Source organism: Cellvibrio sp. BR (genome assembly GCF_000263355.1).
In the GTDB taxonomy this organism is placed as follows: Bacteria; Pseudomonadota; Gammaproteobacteria; order Pseudomonadales; family Cellvibrionaceae; genus Cellvibrio.
The window spans coordinates 814,698-837,597 of sequence record NZ_JH668200.1 but is presented as its reverse complement, the minus strand read 5'-3'; the positions used below and the strand labels follow the sequence as shown (position 1 = coordinate 837,597).

Genomic DNA, 22,900 nt, shown 5'->3' with positions numbered 1-22,900 from the left:
GATTCCCCTCATTTATCACAAGGATTGTTTATGTCTCTCGCCATAGTTCATTCACGCGCCAAATTAGGCATTCATGCCCCTCAGGTTACGGTGGAAGTCCATATTTCCAATGGTTTACCGGGCTTATCCATAGTTGGCCTGCCCGAAACAGCCGTGAAAGAAAGTAAAGACCGGGTGCGCAGCGCGATCATCAATAGCCACCTCGAATTCCCCGCCCAGCGGATTACCGTCAACCTTGCCCCTGCCGACCTGCCCAAAGAGGGTGGTCGCTACGATTTACCCATAGCCTTGGGAATACTGGCCGCCTCCGGACAAATTCCACTGGAAGCCCTGGAGCAAAGCGAATTTTTGGGAGAGCTGGCGCTGTCCGGTGAATTGCGGCCGATAAGCGCCGCATTACCCGCAGCGTTGGCAGCAGGTGATGCGCAACGAAACCTGATTATCAGTGGAACCAATGCCAACGAAGCCGCCTTTAGCAGTATTACGCGCGTTTTTGGTGCAGAAAACCTGTTACAGGTTTGCGCCCACCTGCATGGGCGTGAGCTTTTACCGCGCGCCGAAGCAATCCGCGACCAACAGGACAAGCTGCTGCATGCACTGGATATTCTGGATGTTAAGGGGCAATCGCAAGCCAAGCGGGCATTGGAGATAGCCGCCAGCGGTGGTCATAACCTGTTGTTTTACGGCCCGCCGGGCACGGGTAAAACCATGCTCGCCAGCCGCTTGCCGGGAATTCTGCCGCGCTTGAATGAACGCGAGATGCTCGATGTCGCCGCAATCTATTCAGTTGCCTCCCAGAGCAAAGACTATCAATGGCAGCAGCGCCCCTTTCGCGCACCGCACCATACCGCCTCCGCTATTGCGCTGGTAGGTGGTGGCTCCAATCCCAAACCGGGCGAGATTTCCCTCGCCCATGCCGGGGTATTATTTTTGGATGAGCTGCCCGAATTTTCGCGCCAAGTGTTGGAAGTGCTACGCGAACCGCTGGAGAGCGGCGAGGTGCGCATCTCCCGCGCACGCAGCCAGGCGTGCTTCCCCGCACGTTTCCAGTTAGTCGCGGCCATGAATCCTTGTCCCTGTGGTTATCACGGCAGCGATGCCAATCGCTGCCGCTGCACCCCGGATCAGGTAAAACGCTATCGCGATAAGATATCGGGGCCATTATTGGATCGTATCGACATGCATGTGCCGGTGCGCGCCCTGCGGCAGGGGGAATTGCAAACCAAAACCCTGGGCGATGGCAGTGAGGCGATTCGCCAGCGGGTAGAGGCGGCGCGCAATCTGCAGTTGGCGCGCCAGGGCAAAGCCAACCACCAGCTGAGTGCACCGGAATTGGAAACTTACTGCGAGTTGACGCAAGCGGATAAGAACTTGCTGGAGCAGGCAATTGAAAAGCTGGGCTTGTCGACGCGGGCTTACCACCGGGTATTAAAACTGGCGCGCACCCTGGCGGACATGGCCGCGCGCGAACACTTAACTACGGTGGATATCAGTGAAGCGCTGAGCTATCGCACGTTGGATCGACAACTCAGCCAATAGCCAATTCACCGATAACCGGGCGCCCTATCAGTTCAATTTGGATTGATGGGGTACGCTGGTTTCCTGCAGCCATGCCAGCATTTCAGCATAGGATTTGGACTCAGCGATGTAACGCCCCTGCATCAAATTGCAGCCCATCTCTTTCAGCCAATCTTTCTGCTCTTTGGTTTCCACCCCTTCTGCTACTACCAATTTACCCAGGTTGTGCGCCAGACTTATCATTGCCGACACCAGCCGTTTATCGGTATGGCTGCGGTTTAACTCCTGCAAAAACCCCAGATCAATTTTGACGGTGCTGATTGGTAAACGCTGTAAATGCAGCAGTGATGAATTGCCCGCACCAAAATTATCGAGCAGGAAGTTGATGCCAAAAAACGACAGCGGGCGCATGCACAGCGATACCAAATCGATATTGTCGGCAAACACTGTCTCGGTAATTTCAAATTCGATATCGCCCGGTTGGATATCGTTATCCGCAAAAATCCGCGCGACTTCGTGCACCAGATTCTCGTCTTTGAATTGGCGCATCGACAAATGGATCGACATCATCAACTGCTCATCCCAAAAACCCTGCAGTAATTTGATGTCGTGACAGGCCTGGCGCAACACCCAATAGCCAATCGCAGTAATCACACCCGTCTCTTCGGCGGTGGCGATAAACTCGCTGGGGTTGAGTAGCCCTACGCCCGGTTTATCCCACCGCAATTGTGCTTCGATGGCAACAACTTTGCCGGTTGCCATATCGATGCGCGGGCTGTAGTGCAGGACAAATTGTTGGTAGCGCAAGGCCGCACGCAGATCCGCCTCTTGACGCAGCTGGCGGCGCACATCCTGATTCATCATTTCCGTAAAGAAGCGGTAGTTGCTGCCCGACACTTGCTTGGCTTTGTACATCGCCATATCCGCATGTTTGAGCAGGCTATCGGCATCACGCCCGGCTTCGGGGTAAATGGCGATGCCAATACTGCAGCCCACCACCACTTCGTGACCGTTGATATCGGCCGGTTGTTGAATGGAATCAATCACTTTTTGCGCGATATGGGCTACATCGGTGCTGTTGGCGATATTTTGCAGCAGCAGGGTAAACTCATCGCCGCCCATGCGCGCCACCGAATCGCTGCGGCGCAAGCAGGAATTCAACCGCTCGGCGCAGATGCGGATGATGGCATCGCCCGCATCGTGGCCAAAGTTGTCATTGACTTGTTTGAAACCGTTGAGGTCGATAAACATCAGGGTAAAACTGGTGTGATCGCGCTCGGCCAAATGCACTGCGTGCTCCAGACGATCGCGAAACAAAATGCGGTTGGGAATATCGGTCAGGGAGTCGTAGTGGGCGAGACGGGTGAGGTGCTGCTCGGTTTGTTTGCGCTCGATGGCATAGCGCAGCGCGCGCTCCAGCAGCAGGTGATCGATTTGGCCTTTAATTAAATAGTCGGCGGCGCCGGCGCGAATCGCCTCGCGATCCACCTCAGTTTCCATTTCATCGGTCATTACCACTATCGGGGTTTGGCAGGCTTGGAGCCGTGCGGCGTTGAGCAAATCGCGCGCACTTTCCGCACCCCAGTAGTAGTCCAGCAACACCACATCGAACTCTTGCGACAGAATTTTAGGCAGTGCGGCGTCCAGTTGATCGCACCACACCAGCTCGTAATTGACTTGCCGGATATGGGATAAAATTTCGGCGATGAGCAGGTATTCACCCTGTTCACGGTCGACAAATAGAATTTTTACTTTGTTGCTCATGGAACTCCATCCCTCACACAACTTGCTTCACGCTTGAACCAATTGGCTCAATGGTAACAGCGCACCCAGGCAAACTAAACGGCTTGCCTATAACAAAAAAACACTCAAATCACGCTAAATCACTAATGCAGTTATAGCGATTAGCCATACTTCAAACCCGTGCAATCTGCATTACAACCGGGGGGTAGCTTGCTAGAATGCACCCCCATTTGACCCAGGCATTACCCGTGACCCAACTCAACCCGCGCCAAAAAGAAGCCGTGCTCTACATCGATGGCCCCTGTCTGGTTCTAGCGGGGGCGGGCAGTGGCAAAACCAGCGTAATTACCCGCAAAATCGCCTATTTGATTGAACAGTGCGATATACCCGCACGTCATATCGCCGCCCTGACGTTTACCAACAAGGCCGCGCGCGAGATGAAAGAGCGCGCCAGCAAATTGGTCAAAGGCAGCGCCTCGCGCGGTTTGACCGTATCGACCTTCCACAACCTCGGCCTGAATATCATTCGCCGCGAACACAAAAGCCTCGGGTTTAAACCCGGTTTTTCCATCTTCGACTCCGAAGATGCGCGCTCCCTGCTCAAAGATTTAATGATGAAAGATGGCGATTTAGACAGCGACCATCTGGACTTGGTGCAGCACCAGATCTCCAATTGGAAAAACGACCTTGTCATTCCCGCGCGCGCCTTGAGCATGGCGCAGAGCCCCGGCGAGCAGGCCATCGCGCTGATTTACCAGCGCTACAACCAAGCCCTGCGCGCCTATAACGCCGTGGACTTTGATGATTTGATCCTTATCCCGGTGGAATTGTTCCAGACCAATGCCGAGGTGCTCGCGCGCTGGCAGCGTAAAATCCGCTACCTGTTGGTGGATGAATATCAAGATACCAACTCCAGCCAATACCTCTTAGTGCAGTTGATTGTGGGCAATCGCGGCGCGCTCACGGTGGTGGGCGACGACGACCAGTCCATCTACGCCTGGCGCGGTGCGCGCCCGGAAAACATGTCACTGTTAAAGCAGGACTACCCCAGCCTGCGGGTGATCAAACTGGAACAGAACTATCGCTCCACCAGCCGCATCCTGCGAGTGGCCAACCATTTAATCGCCAACAACCCCCATGAATTTGACAAGGCGCTGTGGAGTGAAATGGGCTTGGGCGATCCGATCCGCGTGCTGCGCTGCAAAAACGAGGACGCCGAGTCCGAGCGCGTCGCCACCGAAATCCTTACCCAGCGCATGCGCAACCAGTACAAGTACCGCGATTTTGCGGTGCTCTATCGCGGCAACCATCAGGCGCGCCTGCTGGAGATGAAACTACAACAGCATCAGATTCCCTACAAAATCAGCGGCGGCTCCTCGTTTTTTGCCAAAACCGAAATCAAGGATGTGATGGCCTATTTGCGCCTGATTGTTAACCCTGATGACGACAACGCCTTTTTGCGCATTATCAACACCCCGCGCCGCCAGATCGGCACCAGCACCTTGGAGGCGCTGGGTGGTTACGCCGGCGAACGCAACATCAGTTTATTTGCCGCGCTCGATGAGCTTGGCCTACAAAGTCGCATTCCCGAGAAAAATCTGGAGCGATTACAACGATTTGCGCACTGGATCAAACAAGTGACCCGTAATTGCGGCGGCGACAGGCCGGTGGATGCTATCCGCGAGATGCTTAACGATATTGATTACGAAGGCTGGCTGCACCAAAACTCGGCAAGTAGCAAAGCCGCCGAGAAGCGCATGGAGAACGTGTTTTATCTGGTTGAATCGCTGCAAAAAACTATCGACAAAAATAGCAGCGATGACGACGACGGCGAGGAGTCACGTATTGAAGATGCCGTCGCCAAACTGGTATTGCGCGACATGATGGAACGGCAAGAAGAGGAAGACCTGAGCGATCAGGTACAGCTCATGACCTTGCACGCCTCCAAAGGGCTGGAGTTCCCCCATGTATTTATGGTGGGTATGGAAGAGGAACTGCTGCCCCATCGCAATAGTATTGAAGACAATAACATTGAAGAAGAACGCCGCCTGACCTATGTGGGCATCACCCGCGCCCAGCGCACCCTGACCATGACCCTCGCCGGCAAACGCAAACAGTTTGGCGAGATGAGCGAAACCACCCCCAGCCGCTTTCTGGATGAGTTGCCAGTAGAGGATGTGGAGTGGGAAGGTTTTGGCGAACAGAGCCCGGAGAAGAATCTGGCCAAAGGCGAGGAGACCCTGGCGAACCTGCTCAATCTATTCGATTAGCCTGCCCCACCAGCACTTTTCACCGCACCAGTTTGCCACCTCTGCGCAAACTGGCATCTGCAACAGTCGCATTTTATTAGTCATCGCTCCGACAGGTTTAGCCTCACAAACCGAGCCTCGCCTGGACAACAGCCCCCAATTTACACCCGCCGCAATAGCTCACCCCGCTATACCCGCCTTGGTTTTTCAAAATAGTCACCAGTTTGCGCTGCCTGATCAAACTGGTGCGACGGCATCGCCAGATAAGCCGAGCATGGCGCCCATGTCCTCGTTCCATTGAGCGGCATCCATCGCAGTACTTAATTCAGAAGCACCTAATAATGAAAACGAGAGGTTAGCTATGCTCCCCCACAACCCTAAACAAGGTCATTACGCTTTCAACGCAGCTCCAGTCTTTCATCGCTCCCTGTTAACCCTGTGCATCATGGCGCTGACTGCCCCTGTGTTGGCCCAGACAGGCGACAACGGCAGCCTGGAAGAAGTGGTTGTCACCGGTGTGCGCGCCAATTTGCAAAACGCGCAAGATATCAAACGCAACGCCAACACCGTGGTGGATTCCATCTCCGCCGACGACATAGGCTCCTTACCCGACCGCAGTGTGCTCGAAGCTATGCAGCGCATTCCCGGTGTGTCCATTGAGCGCTTTGCCTCAGCCAACGACCCGGACCATTTCAGTGTGGAAGGTTCAGCGGCGGTCATTCGCGGTATGAACGCCACCCGCTCGGAATTCAACGGCCGCGATTCCTTCACCGCCAACTCAGGTCGCGGGTTGAGTTTTCAGGATGTACCACCCGAATTGATGGGTGGAGTGGATATCTACAAAAACCAGACGGCTGACATGATCGAAGGCGGCATTGGCGGCACCGTCAGCCTGCGCACCCGCAAGCCGTTTGACTCCAATTCCCGGCAAATCGCCGTCTCTGCCGACTACTCCTATGGCGACATGGCAGAAGAATGGACACCCACCATTTCCGCCCTCTACAGCGACCGCTGGGAAACGGCGGCGGGCGAATTTGGTGTGTTATTCAATGTTGCCGATTCATCACTCACCGGCATGTCCAACGGTATCCAGAGCGATGCCTATGTGAAATACGATGCAGCGGTATTGCCCGGCGCCGAGCGTTTTGTGGGTGAAGACGGCAAAGGTACCGTGTGGATGCCTAACGGCTCCAACGCCTTGATGAAAACTGACGAGCGCGATCGTCAGGGTTTCGCCACTGCCATTCAATGGGGCAACAACGACGACACACTGCTTGGTACTTTTCAATTTATGCGTTCAGACGCTCAGCTGAACTGGACCGAATACGCCATCAAATACCAAGGTGGCTACTACGATGAAGGCGCCAAACAAGATATCCGCCGCACTCGTCCGCTTGAAGGAACCGAGTTCGAATTCGACAATGACGGTATTTTCCTCGGTGGCACTCTGGTGGATTCCGATGGCTGGCGTGCCGCTGACGGCAACACCAATCGCATCCCGCGCGCCTGGGGCGATGACCCGGTCAATATTCCGCAGTGGGGTCACTTCTTCTCCACCGATACCCGCTTTAAAAGCACACGTACACTGGTGGACGATTATGCGTTCAATCTGAAATTCACTCCCAACGACAACTGGGAATACAGCCTCGACTTGCAGTATATCGACGCCACTACTGAAGATGATGACGTCACTGTGATGATGGCGACCCACGCCATGCAGGATTACGACACCCGTGGCAGCACCCCATCGCTGACCCTGATCGAACCCTGGAACGGCTACCGCACCAACAACCCGGACATTTATGCCAGCGGCTTCCCAGGCTTCTCGGATGATCCAGCGGGCGACAGCAACTACTTCCAGGACCCAACCTCCTACCTCTGGCAATCGGCGATGGACCACTACGAGCGCTCCGAAGGTGACTCGCTGGCGAGCCGTATCGATATCAAACACACCCTCGATGATAGCTTCATCACCGCACTGAGCGGTGGTCTGCGTGTGGCCGAACGCGAGCAAACCGTGCGCTACAGCGTCTACAACTGGGGTGGGCTGGGTCCGCGCTGGCAATCAGATATCTACTGGGCCGACCTGGAAAAAGTCTCAGGTCAGGAATACACCCTGGTAGATTGGAGCGACTTCCACCGCGGTGGCGTAGTGACTATTCCCGGCAACGGCATGCTGCACGCATCGCCATCTCTGGTGAAGGATGTCATCAAAGGGCGCGAGCTGCTGGCTGATGCCGGTTCATTTGTGCCCGCCAATAAGCGCGCTGGCACCACCGACTACTTCACTCCGTCGGAAATCTTTGTCACCAAAGAAACCAACGAAGCAGCCTATGTGAAAGTGGATTTTGGTTCCGACGATTACGCAATGCGTTTCAGCGGTAACCTCGGTCTGCGTTATGTACGCCTGGAGCGCGATGCCCAAGGCTCGGTGCAATACCCGGATTTGGTACCGGATTTCGCCGCACCTGCAGATATGAGCCTACCGTTGACTGCCGCCTCAGTAGAGGCCTGGGCAACCCAAGCCAGCCAGGCACTTTATGACCAAGGTGGGTACGCCGACTTGGCCGCTGCACGCACTGCGCTGATGGCAATGGATTCATCGCGCTGGGCAAGCGATCCGAACAACTTCCTGAGCAATGACGAGCGCGGTTTTGCCAACAACGCCTTTAGCGTACAAAACGCCATCGCCGACTATTCCACTACCCTGCCCAGCTTCAACCTGAAAGTGGAGTTGACCGATGATTTGATCTCCCGCTTTGCGGTCGCCAAAGCCATCGCCCTGCCGGATATGGAAGCGGTAAAAAGTCAGGCGAACCTGAGCCAGATCGGCTTGAACATCGAGCAACCGGAGCAGGATCCTAACAACCCATCTGCCGGTGGCGGAATTTTAGGTGCAGAAGTGGCAGGCTGGCGCGGAAGCTCAGGCAATCCTGGCCTCAAGCCAATGGAATCTACCCAGTTTGACGCATCGCTTGAGTGGTATTTCGCCAATGTTGGCTCGCTCACCACTACCCTGTTCTATAAGGATCTGACCAACTTCTTTGTCTATGGCACCTTCGCGCGGGACTTCACCAACCCGGTGTCGGGCGTCACCCAAACCGTTGAGGTAGAGGGCACCCGCAATGGTGGCGATGGCACCATGCAGGGCTTTGAAATTGCTTATCAGCAGTTCTACGACATGCTGCCCGCCCCTTGGGACGGTTTAGGTTTGCAGATGAACTACACCTATATCGATGCCAGCGGTGTACCCAATGGTGGCGATGGTAGCGCCGATGGTTTTGCTGGCACGGCCAACGATACCGGTGCGCGCGTCGACTTCGATAAGGTGCCGCTGCAAGGCCAATCCAAAGACACCTTCAACATTGTCGCCATGTACGACAAAAATGACTGGTCGCTGCGGTTAGCCTACAACTGGCGCTCCAAGTACCTGCTGACTACCCGCGATGTGATCAGTAAGTATCCGCTGTGGAACGACGATTCAGGCTTCCTCGACGGCTCGGCGTTTTACAACATCAACGACAATGTGACCGTTGGCCTGCAGTTGACCAACATCGCCAATACCCAGACCAAAACCATCATGATTCTCGATGGCCAGGGCGCGGAAGCGGGTCGTTCATGGTTTGTAAATGACCGTCGTGCGGCGTTGATTCTCAAAGCCAACTTCTAACCCGCAATCCGGTTGCCCCTGACGGGGCAACCCAAACAGGGTGTTAAAAAACAAAACCCCCGCCATGGCAACCATGGCGGGGGTTTTTCGTTCTAGCTAGGCGACAGCTTACTTGCTGTTTTCAACCATGTAATCCACGGCGCCTTTGATTTCATCATCAGAACAGGCGGCACACATACCCTTGGCAGGCATAGCATTAAAACCACCAATCGCATGGGTGTAGAGGGTTTCCAAACCCTTGCCCGCCCGCGCAGTCCAATCGGCAGCATCACCCAATTTAGGCGCGCCCATTACCCCGGCACCATGGCAGGTAGTGCAGAAGCTGCTGTATACATCTTTACCTGACTTGGGGCCAGCAGCGGCTGCCGGCGCTGGTGCTGCGGCGCAATCATCGCCTGACATACAGCTGGTACCCACCGGAGCAATACGCGCCTTGATGTCATCTTCACTGTTGGCAACAGCAGACGCCGCCACCAAACCTGCAACAAACAGAATTCCGAACAATTTTTTCATCTGGATCACGGCGTTTTCCTCGTTGGTATAAAGGCCGCTGAAGTTGCTTCAGCAAGGCCCAAGTAAAATCTGCCCCCGCGCATGGGGCTGGTTAAGCGTCGGCGCGCATTATAGCGGCAAATACCCACACAGGCGATGCCAGTATTCGCCCCGGTACCCGGATGCCCGGGGCAATGATTTTATCTACCAATCGCAGCTGTTATGCTTATCGCCAGGATTTATACCTACTACTTATTACCTACTTCGGGATTTCGCCCACAATGGAATATAACAGCGTCACCTTTGTCGCCTACTTTAGTGCGGCAGTGGTAGCCTCCCTACTCACTGGGACCTATCTCTTCCAGTTGCTGCGCGGGCAGAAAACCTGGGTTTTCCTCTGGGCGGCAGCGCTGCACACCATCCATTTGGGCGTGATCGCCCTGTCCTTTTCCGGTTACGAGATCCCGCTCTACCTGCTGATTATTTTTGAATACCTGCACTTTAATGCCTGGGTGTTCTGTATCTGGCTCAGCCTGCGACACAACAGCCATCGCCGCCAACTACCCGCCAGTCTGCAGCTGCTGTTCAGCGGCGGCTGGCCGATTACCGCGCTGGCGATCGCGATGTTGTTTATGCCCAATATGAACCAGGCCGGATTATCGATCTGGTTTGCCTTGGGGCTGGCGGTGATTGCGCTGGTAAGCGTTGAGCAGCTCTACCGCTTTGCGGCCGAAAATGATCGCCAGATCAAACTGTTGTGCATGAACCTCGCCGCTATTTTCCTCTACGATATTTACCTGTTTACCCATGCGCTGATTTTCAAGGGGCTCGATCCCATGCTCTGGCAGTCGCGCGCTGCGGTTTCCATCGCCACCTGCTTATTTATGGCACTGGGCGGAATTTTGCTGCTCCAGCGCACTGACCGCCCTGCCAACTTTAATTTATCGCGTCCGATTGCCTTCTACACCACCTCATTAGTGGGTGTGGGCATTTTGATCACCGTGTTGTCGCTCGGCGGTTACTATGTCCGTTTATACGGCGGCAACTGGGGAACGGTTTTCTACAGCTTGTTATTAGTGGGCGCCGTACTACTGATTGCCACGGTGTTTATTTCCAGCCGTATTCGCATGAAATTGTCGGTGCTGATCAATAAACACCTGTTCCGCTATAAATACGACTATCGCAACGAATGGTTGCGTTTGATTAACTATCTCGCCCAACCCGCCGAAGCCAGTGAAGTCAACCAGCGCGCCTTTTATGCCGTCGCCTCCACGACCAAAGCCCCCGGTGGCGCTATCTGGCTGCAGAAACAGGGCTTTTACGAGCCGGTCTATCGCACCAACCTGCCCAATTACGTGACGCTGCAAGAAGAACCGGTCGACAGCCCGTTTTGCCGCGCATTTATCGACGCCGAATGGGTGTTTATCCCCGACAGTGGCGACAACAAAGCCCTCAGCCAACACAATGAGTTACTGCCGCACTGGGCACACAATATTCCCGATCTCTGGCTACTATTCCCGCTAATTGTGGGCGAAGAGCTGGTGGGCTTTATGGCACTTACCAAACCGGCGGGCGATCAAACCCTGACCTGGGAAGATCTGGATCTGCTCAAAACCATGGGGCGTCAAATCGGCAGCTATCTGAAACGACATCAGCAGGCGGAGCAGTTGGTGGAAGGGCGCCAGTTTGATACCTACAACAAACTCGTAGCCTTTATTATCCACGACCTGAACAACCTTATCGCCCAGCAGGCACTTGTGGTGCGCAACGCCGAAAAACACAAAGGCAATCCGGCGTTTTTTGAAGATGCCATCAAAACCATCAGCAACTCTGTCGACCGCATGAACAACCTGCTCAAAAAACTCCGCCGCGACGAGTCGGATCTGGTCAAACGGCTATCGATTCTGGAAGTCGTAAACCAGGCAGTTAGTGAATGCCAGCGCGCCAAACTCACTGCCGATATTGAACCCACCACCCGCACCCTCAATGCTGACCAGGTGCGGTTAGTGATGACTATCACCAACTTCATCAAAAACGCGCTCGAGGCCACGCCAGACGATGGCCGGGTTCATGTTACACTGCGCGTCAATAACGACTGGGCCACAGTTATTATCGAAGACAACGGCTCAGGCATGGATTGGGATTTTATCCACAACCGCTTATTCAAACCCTTTGAAACCACTAAATCCGGTAAAGGTATGGGAATCGGGGTTTACCTGTCGCGGGAATACATCAGCGAACTGAGCGGCACCCTCAACGTCGCCAGTGAGCCAGGCGAAGGCACCACCATCACCATCACACTCCCACTGAACAAGGATTAACGGGGCCGCATGAGTAAAACAACTGCATCCAAACCTATTCTGCTAATCGTAGAAGACGACGCGGGCTTGCAAAGCCAATTGCGCTGGCACTTTGATCAGTACGAAACCGTGGTTGCCGACAACCGCCAGGACGCTATTGCCGCCATGCGTCTGCATGAAGCGTCGGTAGTGATTCAGGATCTCGGCTTACCCCCGGACGAAGACGGTGTCGATGAAGGCTTCAAGTGCATTCAGGACATACTCCGCATCTCCCCCAACACTAAAATTATCGTAATGACGGGGAAAACCGACCGCGATAACGCCCTGCGCGCCGTTGCCATGGGCGCCTACGACTTCTACCAAAAGCCGGTCGACCCCAACACCCTGGATTTGATTGTGCAGCGCGCCTTCCACATTTTTGAGTTGGAGGACTACAACCGCCGTCTGAATCTGTCGCAACAGGAACCATTGGAAGGGCTAATCACTAACGACCCCCAACTACTCAAGATTTGTCGCCAACTGGAAAAAATATCGCCCACCACCGTTACTTGCACCCTGCTGGGTGAAAGTGGCACAGGCAAAGAAGTTTTGGCGCGCGCTATTCACCAACTCAGCCCGCGCAAGACCAAGCGATTTGTAGCTATTAACTGCGCGGCAGTGCCGGAAAATCTGATCGAAAGCGAACTCTTTGGCTATGAAAAAGGCGCTTTCACCGGCGCGAATAAAACTACGTTAGGCAAAGTGGAAACCGCTAATGAGGGCACCCTGTTTCTGGATGAAATCGGTGATATGCCACTCAACCTGCAAGCTAAACTGCTGCGTTTTTTACAGGAGCGCGTGATCGAGCGGGTTGGCGGGCGCAGTGAAATCCCGGTGGATGTGCGTGTGATCTGCGCTACCAACAAAGATCTCGAAGCCATGGTTAAAGCGGGCAGCTTCCGCGAGGATTTGTTCTATCGCATCTGTGAAATGACCGTAAATATCCCCCCCTTACGTAACCGCCTGGGTGACAAAGTACTACTCGCGCGCCACTTCAAACTCAAGTTCGCGAAGGAGCACGGCCAGAACGTCACTGGCTTCACTCCCGATGCCATTGCCGCCATCGAAAATTACAACTGGCCGGGCAATATCCGCGAAATGGAAAATAAAATAAAACGCGCTGTGATCATGGCGGATGGCAAATATGTGACGCGCGAAGATTTAGGTTTGGCTGAGGCAGGAGAACTCTCACTCAACTTGCGCCATGTCCGCCAGGAAGCCGAGCGCGGGGCGATTCTGCGTGCCCTGAGCATGACCGATAACAACATCTCTGCCGCTGCCAAATTGCTGGGAATCACCCGCCCTACTTTCTACGACCTGATTAAGAAATACGACATGAATGTGGTGGCAGCAGTACACCTTGATGACACAGACCCGAGCAGCGAATAGGGTTGCCCCCAGCACCGATATAATCAAAAGATATATAAATTACCGTTATACACAGAACCAATTATCTCAATATGGATCGACCATTTCGCTTTATGAAAAAAAACTCCCCATCAAGGTCATGGCACCCCCGTGATCCTGCTAAATGTGACACCTCGCCGTAAAGCCGCGCGATACAAGCCTTTACCCGCTGCATCCAATCGATGATTCCACTAAGCACACACGCTTTTTCAGGTAGTTAGAATGATTTTTAGCTTCAAGAAATATTGTACTTTTGAGTTTGCTATCACCGGCTTACTAACAATCATCCTAACCGGTTGCGGCGGAGGTGGCTCCGAGGGTAGTAATACACAGGGAAACAGCAATAGCAGCATCCCGACAGCTCTACCCAGCTCTACCCCAGTGGTAGTGGCTTCCTCTGTGCCGATAAGTAGTTCAGCACCTTCAAGCAGTAGTTTGGCGATAAGCGTAACAACCAGCAGCAGCGCACCAAGCAGCACCCCGATACAGGCTACCAAGTCGTCATCACCCACCCAATCAAGTTATGCCCGCTCCTCGCGTGCAAGTAGTTCCTTGGCCGACATGGATGACGATGTTATCTACCCGGAAGAGCCGGAAGAATTCTTTGACTTACCGCCAACTGCACCGCGCAACGTAAAACTCGAGGTTATTTCATCAAATACTGCAATTATTAGCTGGAGTCCAGCAACCGACGATGTTGCACTGTCACGCTATGAAATACGCCGCGATGGTGTTGCCATAGGGACCAGTGTCGCTTCAAATCTTGAATATGAAGATACTGGGCTAAACCACAACACCTATTACACCTATACGGTGCGTGCCATCGATACTTCCGGCAACAGATCAAACTTTTCCACTGCCCTAATTGTCAAAACCACCTCAATTAACACCCACAACACTTCAAGTAATAGTTCAACCACAACAAGCTCAGTCAGCTCGATCAACAATACAAGTAGCAGCGTGTCAGAAACAAGCTCAACTAACAGCACAAGCAATAGCTCGGTTGCTCTAAGTTCAAGCGAAGCAACAAGTAGCAGCACGGCTTCGATAAGTGCAAGTAGCGAAGCTAATGCAAGCAACTCAAGTACGAGTGCAGAGACTAGCAGCAGCGCAACCGCAATAAGCTCAAGTAGCGAAGCGAATGCGAGCAGCTCAAGCAGCGATAATTTAGTTAGCGTAGAGTGGATTACACCATCACAACGCGAAAATGGTGACTATCTGGAATTGGATGAAATCGGTGGATACGAATTACGTTATAAGCCGATTAATAGCAGCGTATATATTCGTGAGATCATTACTGATAAATATGCAACAAGCTATGAAACCACCAATGCATCAACAGACGGTCTATTTCAAATCGCTGCATTTGATACCAACGGACTCTATAGTCGCTTCATCACCTTATCGCCGCGATAGTACGACTGCAAAATTAGCTATCTTCTATAAACATAATAGATAATCAGCGCCCGAAATCTCTCTTAAGGAAGCCACATGAGGTTACAGGCGCTCGATTTACTCCGATTTATTGCCGCACTGGCAGTAGTGCTCTATCACTACACAGCACAACCAAACCCTACATTCCCTCAAATAGCCCAATTCACGCAATTTGGTTATTTGGGTGTGCCGCTGTTCTTCATGATAAGCGGCTTTGTAATTGCAGCATCAGCAGAGCGTCGCTCACCCCTGATATTCATGATTTCGCGCGCCGCACGACTGTATCCCGCTTTTTGGATAGGCGTATTATTTACCACGACGATAATGTTCGCGCTGGGAGCATCGACACCAAGTACTACAGATATTCTTCTCAACTTGACCATGCTCAACGATTACGTAGGCGTTAACAATATCGATGGGGTCTATTGGACGCTGCAGGTAGAACTTAAATTCTACGGCTGCATATTTTTATTGATGATATTTAGGTTATTTACCCGCTATTCGTTGTGGTTACCGATTTGGCTAGCTATCACCTTAAGCTATTTGCTATTCGGCCAACCATCCAAAATGGGTTGGGTTATTAACCCAGGTTATTCCTGTTACTTCATCTCGGGCATCTGTCTGTATCTGCTCTGGAATCAGAAGCACACCCCGGTTACCAATGCTACATTGATCATTTCAAGCTTACTCTGCAGCTACCAAAGCTATCATCAAGCAGCGGGGTTCATGCACTCCAGCGAACCTTATGAGTGGGTAATCGCCGCGATTATTGCAGGGATTTTTCATGGGTTTTTTCTATTGATCGCCCTAAGCAAATTTACATTGTCACCACTTAATATCTACACCATTCTGGGCGGGCTAACCTACCCTCTCTACTTACTCCACAATCACGCCGGAAAATTATTAATTGATAGACTCAAACCACTGCTAAGCGAGTCAATTGCGATCTTTTTTACCACGTTGTTGATGCTAGCTCTGTCGTATTTGATTTACCGATTCATCGAACCCCAAGGTGCAAGATTCTTTAAAACAAGCTTTGAGCAACTCTTTCGTATTAAACGTAAATCACCGAGCGAGGCGATTAGTAAAAACAACTAAGAAAGTGAAGCGGATCGCATAAGCAGTCGAAAAAATTTACATCGCCAGTCTTAATAATTCGAAAAATAAACATATGCATATGATTTTAATAGTCTTTTTAAAATAGGCACGGTTTATGCTTTATGTACATGCAGCTTAGGCTACTTTTAACTCACTCATTAGCAACAAATTAAAGGATGACCCTCATGAAACTTATCAAATTTGCAGCGGCAGCGCTTTTGGCTCTGAGTTCGCTGAGCGCAAGTGCTGGCTTAATCACCGTTGTCAATAACGGAATGACAGTTAACCCTGGCGACTTCAAGCCAGACGAGCCCGTTTCTTTGGTTAACGACTTCACAAATAATGGCTACGTGGACGCAACGAGCTATACGATAGCTGGCAGCCTAAAAGCGAACGAGAAACTTAAAGTAACATATTACTACTTGGGCCAAGAAGCCAGCTGGACGAACCTTCTCTCAGTTCCAGGTGACGACGAAGCTGCTCTCAGTGTTTTTAACAAAAAAACTATCACTACATATGTTGAAAAAGATGCTCTATTCGACTTTGTTTTCTCAACACCTAGCGTTGGATACAGTGCCAGCAATGCTCAAGGATCAACTGTCGCTGGAAGCCGTATATATTCTTTTGCAGTCGCATTAGATGCGTCTTTCACCGGCCAAGGCCCAGGCGCTAAAGCAGCTCACGCAGGAAGCTACGATGCTATTTTGTTTCTTGATGATACAGGCCCATCTAAAAAGGACGATGACAACCATGATGACTTGGTAATAGGTATCAAAGTTACTCAAGTTCCAGAACCAACTACTCTGCTCTTGATGAGCATGGGCTTGCTTGGTTTGTTTGGTGCGCGTCGCCTGAAAGCTTAATTAGCCTTCAAAGCATAAAAAACCCAGCGTTAAGCTGGGTTTTTTTATGGGTGCAATCTTTACGACACAACTATTTTCGCAAAAGACCGCCACACACCTAATGAAAAAGGGTTAATACCCAAGGCTATGCGAATAGCTTTATAGGCTTCTTTTTTATCGCTAGCCGCATAATGGCGAGCTTTGCGAGTATAAAATGCGGTCAACCCTGCTTTTTTCTCATATTCGCTAACTGCATCAGGAAAAGCGGCGAGAAAATCCAGAATAATTTTTTCGTTGGTTTCAAACCGTAGCTTTTTGTTGCTAGAGATCTGATTCTCCATAACACGGTAATAAGCCAAAAACTCCGGAATATATTGAAAGCGATAACGCGCAGAAAATTTAAGCCACAAATCATAGTCATCCGCTACACGACGCTTACCGCTCATTCCCCCCATTTCATTGAAGCACTTACGGCGAGTCATCGTGGTATTCATGCTTACAAAGTTATCTTTTAACAAAAGTGCAGCTATGTTCCCGGAATAACGGCGCATATTATTACGATGTAACTCATTGCCCTGCTCATCGATAGTAATACAATCCCCATAAACAATATCCGCCTCGGGATGTTGCTCAAAGGCTTTGAGTGACTTTTCAAGTTTATCGTGTGGCCAATAATTATCTGAATCAAGAAAACAAATAAAATCACCCTTGGCAATAGACAATGCATAATTACGCGCAACACTTTGACGCTGGTTTTCCTGATATAAATACTTAACACGCTGATCCTTGTCAGCATACGCGTTAATTAACTCACGACTGTTATCGGTAGAGCCATCATCTACAATAATTAGCTCAAACTCTTTATAGCTTTGTGCAAGAACACTCTCTATCGCGGCAGGAAGGAATGCCTCGCGATTATAGGTTGGAGTAATAATCGAAATGAGCATAGTTTTATCCATAAATAAGCGGCCTTTACCAACTAAAGTGAGCGAAAACTATAGTTTTTTAATTGCTATTGCCAGATTGTTATAAAAATCTTGTTTCAAGGCCGTGGGCCTTAGCTGGGCATTCCCAGTGAGCTGTTGGATTCTTTCAGAGCTCAACTGCAACGCACATTCTACTGCTGACTCAAGCGCAGAAACTCCTACAGAAAATCGAGGGGAAAACCATTTCTGCCCGGAATAACTAGCACCTATTAACAACGCACAATCTGAATTTGCTATTTCGTTCATAGGCGGGGCATCTGTTACCAAAACTACCGAGCCGTACCCCATAGCTTCAACAATCGAGTGGCCGAACCCTTCCGTCTCTGTTGCATAAATATGAAACAACGCAGAGCTTGCACAGGCAGTGTATTCTTCGGCACTAGAAAAAATATCAATATACTCCACATTTTGCGGAGGGCTTTCCGGCCGGCATGAAACATCTATTACCAATTTTAATATTGGCCACTCTGGGTGAAGCCGCCAAACCTCCACTAGCTTATCCGCACCACGAAAACGACTTAACCCCACTCGAGAGAAAAAGTAATTGGCAGACTTTTCAATCCTGTAGTGCGAATCAACGTTAGAGCAAAAACCTATGCGATCCACTTTTGATTTAAATTCCGAGAAAATATCTTTTGCGAACCAGGTTTTAGTCCAGACGTGATCAATACAATACAGCAGAGGAAAATATCGGGGATTGAACCATTCCTGATTAGGTATCAATATCTGCTTTCGATGAGAAAATAGCCTCCAATAGAATATTTTTTCCAGATGAATAGAAACAATATCCGGCTTTCCCAACAATAACCGCTGTAATTTCCTATAAAAAAATAAAATCCCGCAATGCATCAATATTGTCACCAGAGTTTCAAAAAACCTCCCGGTAAAAGTTTTATTAAGCAAAGGCACTTCATTAACGATTACCTTATGCCCCAACAACAGCAAGGCCTCTTCTAATATTTTTGCATCCTTCGCCAACCCTAACCCAGCGCGAGAATAGTAAATGTAGAAATTCATATACCTCCCCTTTGCGAGCGACTAACAAGATTCATTATTTTTTTGGTATAAAACTTCAACCAAAGGCGACTACAATATACAGCACCTACCCACGGCGAGGAAAAGTATTGCAGAGTATAGAATTGGGTCAAATCGCCCCGATAATGCTTTTTATAATCTTCGGCGCGCCCGAAACCAGCAAGAAAGTCAAAATAGTTCACTTCGGGAGATTTGAATGCATATTCCAAAAGCCAGCCCATATGCAACGTACCGAGAGAGATTTTTTTATCAAAATCTTCAAGATATCCAGATTGAATATTATAAATGACATCATCTATCTGAATATTATACGACGCAGAAACAATCAAACCATCAACCACCAAATAAGATAATAAAGCATTAACACCAAGAGCACTTTGCAATAGTTGCTTATGAAACTCTACTGCACGTTGTTCAAAACAAGGCTTACCCCAACGCAACAGATGGAAAGAATTTAAATGATTGAAAAATTCATCCAGTTTTTTTTCCTCAAGAGTAATCAATACAAATTCTACATGTGCATAATGTTCCTCAAGATAACTTCGGCGATTAAATGCCTTAAGGCGTGTCATTCGTCCTAATGATGCGATGTAATGATCAAAGTCTCCTGACACAGGAGTTCTATAACCAAAATCTTTCCTATGCTGCCAATAGCTTAACATTGGCATTTGATTGGTTGGTGTATCAGAAAATATATAACTAGTATTACAAGGTCGGGATAGAATATATGCCTGCAAACTTTTATATAATTTTTTTTCTTTTTCACGATCAAAAATAGGAGAGATATACTCTGATCGGACAGTAGGAAAAATGCCCCAGGCATTTCCAATAAACTGATAATTTTCCATAAGAACCCTTTTATATTTATAAAAAGGCAATATTCCAATCAGGCGATCTTTTTCGAAGACAAGAAAAATACTCAGATCTAATTTTAAGTAACTACCCCATTGCCGCCACCAACTCACCATCCACTGCCAACTCATGAACAATGCATTAGCATCCGCCCTGTCCATTAATTCACGCCAAGCAACCTCCATAGCATAAAACTCTTGCTCGGTGATCTGCCGATAAACCAACGCCTCAGCACAATAATAAATCGGTTTTCCAAGGAGATTCACGGCAGGTAGAGCCGCAGGATTTTCCGCAAATACATTATCTATAACTGTTGGAAAAACAAACTGCTCCTTAGCAACGCGCAAAAAGTCACCGTCAGAATCGCCAGCAACTAGCCCCCAATTGCCCTTCACATGATCGGATAGTGTGGCAAAACGTGAACCGTAACTTTTTTTAACGAACCCATTAGCAATCAACCCAGGGCGTAGCGCAGAAATAGACGTATTCCAGTGAATTGCAAAGACCGATGCGTAACATCGCAACCAAAATGAACATGCCGCCGAAACCACCTCGGATTTTTTTGAACCAATAAAATCGACCACTTCCAGGCTGTTACCTGGTGTAATACGAAAAATGATTAGCGCTTGTGCTCCTTTATTGGCAGAACCGACATGTAAAAAGCGATACACATTAAACGGACAATCAACATAACGCCATTTTAAATATTCGTAATCTCGTAAAATCTCTACATCGTTTGAATGCTCACGATGTAATTGCCACAAATGCTGGATAACTGCTTTTTGCGGCAGCTGGTTTAGCTCTTCAACACGATATTTTCTATATAAATTTCTTGTGGTAAGGAATAAATATGCCCGACAAATTTTTGACCAACTGAACAACATAATTTGTTTTAATGTTCTGGGATGATTCATTAAATCCCAAACATCAAGACGTGCAGGAGAATGCCATCCTTTTTTCAATAATAATGGAAACGCACTGTCGCTAATACCCAACGACATGATTGGCATTTTGAATGCATTTGCCATTTCGTCTTTTATAGATTGCCCTAATCCCTTACCACGGTATGCAGGCGCAACAATAAAATCACAGCTCCATATAGCATCCATAACCTGATTGGACTCTGCGACGAGCTTTATGGGCATAGTCGCGTTAAAACCAACTATACGATCACCATCCCGCGCAACAATACATTGTACATCTCGACCAAACCGCGGACAAAACTGCCATTCCCATAAGGATTTTTTATATTTATCCGCCGCATACAAACTAGCAACTTCAGTTAGCAACGCAGCAGTAATAATTTCCGTGGAAACGGTGATTGTCATAATTACATATATTTCCTGTGCCAGGATTGGAACATCAGCACTGACCATAAATGGAAGGAGTAATCATGACTGGTGGTCAGATGTGCCTGCCATTTTTGACGAATTAAGTCGCTATTAAATACATTGCTATCAGCAAGCGACTTTTCGGATAACAAATCCTCTGCCCATTCACGTAATTCATTTTTTAACCAATGCCCCACCGGAACCGCAAAACCTTGTTTTGGTCGATCAACCAATTCGCGCGGAACATACTGGTATAAAATATTGCGCAAGGGTTGCTTGGTCACACCATTCACCACATTAATCGCAGTGGGTACAGTTAAAGATAACTCAACCAAACGATGATCCAGTAAAGGCACACGAGTTTCCAAACTGTTTGCCATAGCGGCACGGTCAACTTTCACAAGAATGTCATCGGGCAGATAGGAATTAATATCACACCACTGAAACGTCGATGTGGGATCTTCACGCAGTGGCATATCATCCAACGCATAGGGCAAACGTGTGGCAGATTTCAAATGAGCTTCAGGATTAAGCCAGTAGCCAATCTGATTTTGATAGTAATTACGCGCGTCAGGTGATTTAAAGCCCACGCTATAACGCTGTACTTTTTCCAATAGCAACGCTTGTGATAATTCGCGCTGGTTTGATTTAAGTACGCGAGTCAACTGCACAACCAAGGATGCCGGTAAACCATTCATTAATTTATTTACAAGACCCTGTTGGCGTGATGCGAAACCGCGTGCATAACTGGCATAACGGCTATAACCGGCAAACAACTCATCACCACCGTCACCGGATAAAGCAACCGTAACCTGCTGCCGAGTCATGCGGCTCACAATAAAGGTCGGAATCTGCGACGAATCTGCAAATGGTTCATCATAAATTTCAGGAAGTTGACTAATGATATTCAAAGCATCCTGAGGTTCTACATAAAATTCGCTGTGATCTGTTCCTAAATGTTTAGCTACTGCTTTCGCATGCTCAGCTTCATTAAAGCCAGATACATTAAAACCAACTGAGAATGTTTTTACCGGGCGTGAGGATTGCCGCTGCATGAGTGACACAATTGTGGAGGAGTCTATACCACCGGATAAAAACGCACCGAGCGGTGCATCTGAAATCATTTGATCAGCAATAACCTGACTTAAGAGCGGTTCCAACTGCTCATGCAGCGCTTGTGTAGTAAGCGACTGATTCCAGTTTAACGATGGCTGCCAGTAACATTTTTTTACCGGCGTCGCTGCGATATTTAATAAATCAAAGCGCAAATAATGGGCCGGCTCCAACTTGAAAGTATTTTTAAAAATACTCCACGGTGCAGGAATATAGTTGTGGCGCATTAACAAACCAACCGCGCCCTGCTCTATGTCCTTTTTAAATAAAGGGCACAACATCAAGGGTTTTAGCTCTGAGGCAAACAACAGGTTGCCATCTGCCTGATAATAATAAAGCGGCTTCTCTCCCATGCGGTCGCGAATTAACCACAGCTGCTTTTCTTGATGATCAATCAACGCAATCGAAAACATACCCACAAATTCAATCAGCGCTGCATCGACCCCCCAGGCCTCAAACGCCGCTAAAATAACTTCGGTATCTGAGCCACCTTTGAACTGAAAACCTAGGGCAACCAAACGGGCTTTAAGTTGTTTAAAATTATAAATTTCGCCATTGAAAGCAATAGTAAAGCGATTGGTGCTGGACTGCATAGGCTGAGCACCCAAAGGTGATAAGTCCTGAATGGCAAGGCGCTGATGCACCAAACCCACACCAAGTTTGGCATCTAACCAAACACCCTGATCATCAGGCCCACGCAACCGAATACTATTACCCATTGCACGCAGCAATTCAGGTGTTAGCGCACCTATCGCTTTGGAAGTCACCACCATTCCGGCATAACCGCACAT

The 22,900-nt window shown here is 49.6% G+C and carries 14 protein-coding genes; 8 read left to right on the top strand and 6 right to left on the bottom strand.

Features of this window, described 5'->3' with window-relative positions; all coding sequences use genetic code 11:
* Positions 1-30: 30 nt before the first annotated feature.
* Positions 31-1,539 (top strand): YifB family Mg chelatase-like AAA ATPase, encoded by a 1,509-nt coding sequence (locus O59_RS03450; protein ID WP_007639547.1) that lies wholly within the window; start codon positions 31-33, stop codon positions 1,537-1,539.
* A gap of 27 nt (positions 1,540-1,566) precedes the next feature.
* On the opposite strand, the gene O59_RS03445 is transcribed toward O59_RS03450, so the two are convergent.
* Positions 1,567-3,282, bottom strand: coding sequence for a bifunctional diguanylate cyclase/phosphodiesterase (locus O59_RS03445; RefSeq protein WP_007639546.1), 1,716 nt, complete (start codon positions 3,280-3,282; stop codon positions 1,567-1,569).
* Between the two features lie 227 nt (positions 3,283-3,509).
* Between O59_RS03445 and rep the strand changes: the two genes are divergently transcribed.
* Together rep and O59_RS03435 are read left to right on the top strand one after the other, a co-directional pair.
* The gene (gene rep, locus O59_RS03440) at positions 3,510-5,531 is read left to right on the top strand and encodes a DNA helicase Rep (protein ID WP_040391117.1); all 2,022 of its coding nucleotides are present in this window, start codon (positions 3,510-3,512) and stop codon (positions 5,529-5,531) included.
* A gap of 340 nt (positions 5,532-5,871) precedes the next feature.
* Positions 5,872-9,180 carry a TonB-dependent receptor gene (locus tag O59_RS03435; protein ID WP_232283028.1) on the top strand — a complete coding sequence of 1,103 codons (3,309 nt, stop codon included), beginning with the start codon at positions 5,872-5,874 and terminating at the stop codon, positions 9,178-9,180.
* Positions 9,181-9,288: 108 nt separating this feature from the next.
* Here the strand turns inward: O59_RS03435 and O59_RS03430 are convergent, their stop codons facing one another.
* Positions 9,289-9,693 (bottom strand): cytochrome c5 family protein, encoded by a 405-nt coding sequence (locus tag O59_RS03430; RefSeq protein ID WP_040391116.1) that lies wholly within the window; start codon positions 9,691-9,693, stop codon positions 9,289-9,291.
* Between the two features lie 173 nt (positions 9,694-9,866).
* Between O59_RS03430 and prsK the strand changes: the two genes are divergently transcribed.
* The 5 genes from prsK to O59_RS03400 all read left to right on the top strand — a co-directional run bounded on the left by prsK (position 9,867) and on the right by O59_RS03400 (position 16,813).
* Positions 9,867-11,993: an XrtA/PEP-CTERM system histidine kinase PrsK gene (gene prsK / locus O59_RS03425; protein WP_007639511.1), complete on the top strand. Its 2,127-nt coding sequence runs from the start codon at positions 9,867-9,869 to the stop codon at positions 11,991-11,993.
* A 9-nt stretch (positions 11,994-12,002) separates the two neighbouring features.
* A complete protein-coding gene (prsR, locus tag O59_RS03420; RefSeq protein WP_007639510.1) occupies positions 12,003-13,400 on the top strand; it encodes a PEP-CTERM-box response regulator transcription factor in 1,398 nt (465 codons plus the stop codon).
* A 240-nt stretch (positions 13,401-13,640) separates the two neighbouring features.
* Positions 13,641-14,834 (top strand): fibronectin type III domain-containing protein, encoded by a 1,194-nt coding sequence (locus O59_RS03410; RefSeq protein ID WP_007639509.1) that lies wholly within the window; start codon positions 13,641-13,643, stop codon positions 14,832-14,834.
* 75 nt (positions 14,835-14,909) lie between these two features.
* A complete protein-coding gene (locus O59_RS03405; protein WP_007639508.1) occupies positions 14,910-15,950 on the top strand; it encodes an acyltransferase in 1,041 nt (346 codons plus the stop codon).
* 185 nt (positions 15,951-16,135) lie between these two features.
* On the top strand, positions 16,136-16,813 hold the full coding sequence (locus tag O59_RS03400; RefSeq protein ID WP_040391110.1) for a PEP-CTERM sorting domain-containing protein: 678 nt from the start codon (positions 16,136-16,138) through the stop codon (positions 16,811-16,813).
* 59 nt (positions 16,814-16,872) lie between these two features.
* On the opposite strand, the gene O59_RS03395 is transcribed toward O59_RS03400, so the two are convergent.
* The 4 genes from O59_RS03395 to asnB are packed head-to-tail and all read right to left on the bottom strand — an operon-like array spanning position 16,873 to position 22,900.
* A complete protein-coding gene (locus tag O59_RS03395) occupies positions 16,873-17,751 on the bottom strand; it encodes a glycosyltransferase (RefSeq protein WP_007639503.1) in 879 nt (292 codons plus the stop codon).
* A gap of 36 nt (positions 17,752-17,787) precedes the next feature.
* Positions 17,788-18,795 (bottom strand): glycosyltransferase family 1 protein, encoded by a 1,008-nt coding sequence (locus O59_RS03390; RefSeq protein ID WP_007639501.1) that lies wholly within the window; start codon positions 18,793-18,795, stop codon positions 17,788-17,790.
* Entirely contained in the window at positions 18,792-20,993 is a 2,202-nt protein-coding gene (locus O59_RS20870; protein ID WP_007639498.1) for a GNAT family N-acetyltransferase, read from the bottom strand. The genes O59_RS03390 and O59_RS20870 overlap by 4 nt, the downstream gene beginning before the upstream one ends.
* A 2-nt stretch (positions 20,994-20,995) precedes the next feature.
* A complete protein-coding gene (asnB, locus tag O59_RS03380; RefSeq protein ID WP_007639497.1) occupies positions 20,996-22,900 on the bottom strand; it encodes an asparagine synthase (glutamine-hydrolyzing) in 1,905 nt (634 codons plus the stop codon).

Coding starts and splice junctions, on each gene's coding strand:
- O59_RS03450 (WP_007639547.1), top strand. CDS start 31: ATGTCTCTCGCCATAGTTCATTCACGCGCCAAATTAGGCATTCATGCC.
- O59_RS03445 (WP_007639546.1), bottom strand. CDS start 3,282: ATGAGCAACAAAGTAAAAATTCTATTTGTCGACCGTGAACAGGGTGAA.
- O59_RS03435 (WP_232283028.1), top strand. CDS start 5,872: ATGCTCCCCCACAACCCTAAACAAGGTCATTACGCTTTCAACGCAGCT.
- O59_RS03430 (WP_040391116.1), bottom strand. CDS start 9,693: ATGAAAAAATTGTTCGGAATTCTGTTTGTTGCAGGTTTGGTGGCGGCG.
- prsK (WP_007639511.1), top strand. CDS start 9,867: ATGATTTTATCTACCAATCGCAGCTGTTATGCTTATCGCCAGGATTTA.
- prsR (WP_007639510.1), top strand. CDS start 12,003: ATGAGTAAAACAACTGCATCCAAACCTATTCTGCTAATCGTAGAAGAC.
- O59_RS03410 (WP_007639509.1), top strand. CDS start 13,641: ATGATTTTTAGCTTCAAGAAATATTGTACTTTTGAGTTTGCTATCACC.
- O59_RS03405 (WP_007639508.1), top strand. CDS start 14,910: ATGAGGTTACAGGCGCTCGATTTACTCCGATTTATTGCCGCACTGGCA.
- O59_RS03400 (WP_040391110.1), top strand. CDS start 16,136: ATGAAACTTATCAAATTTGCAGCGGCAGCGCTTTTGGCTCTGAGTTCG.
- O59_RS03395 (WP_007639503.1), bottom strand. CDS start 17,751: ATGGATAAAACTATGCTCATTTCGATTATTACTCCAACCTATAATCGC.
- O59_RS03390 (WP_007639501.1), bottom strand. CDS start 18,795: ATGAATTTCTACATTTACTATTCTCGCGCTGGGTTAGGGTTGGCGAAG.
- O59_RS20870 (WP_007639498.1), bottom strand. CDS start 20,993: ATGACAATCACCGTTTCCACGGAAATTATTACTGCTGCGTTGCTAACT.
- asnB (WP_007639497.1), bottom strand. CDS start 22,900: ATGTGCGGTTATGCCGGAATGGTGGTGACTTCCAAAGCGATAGGTGCG.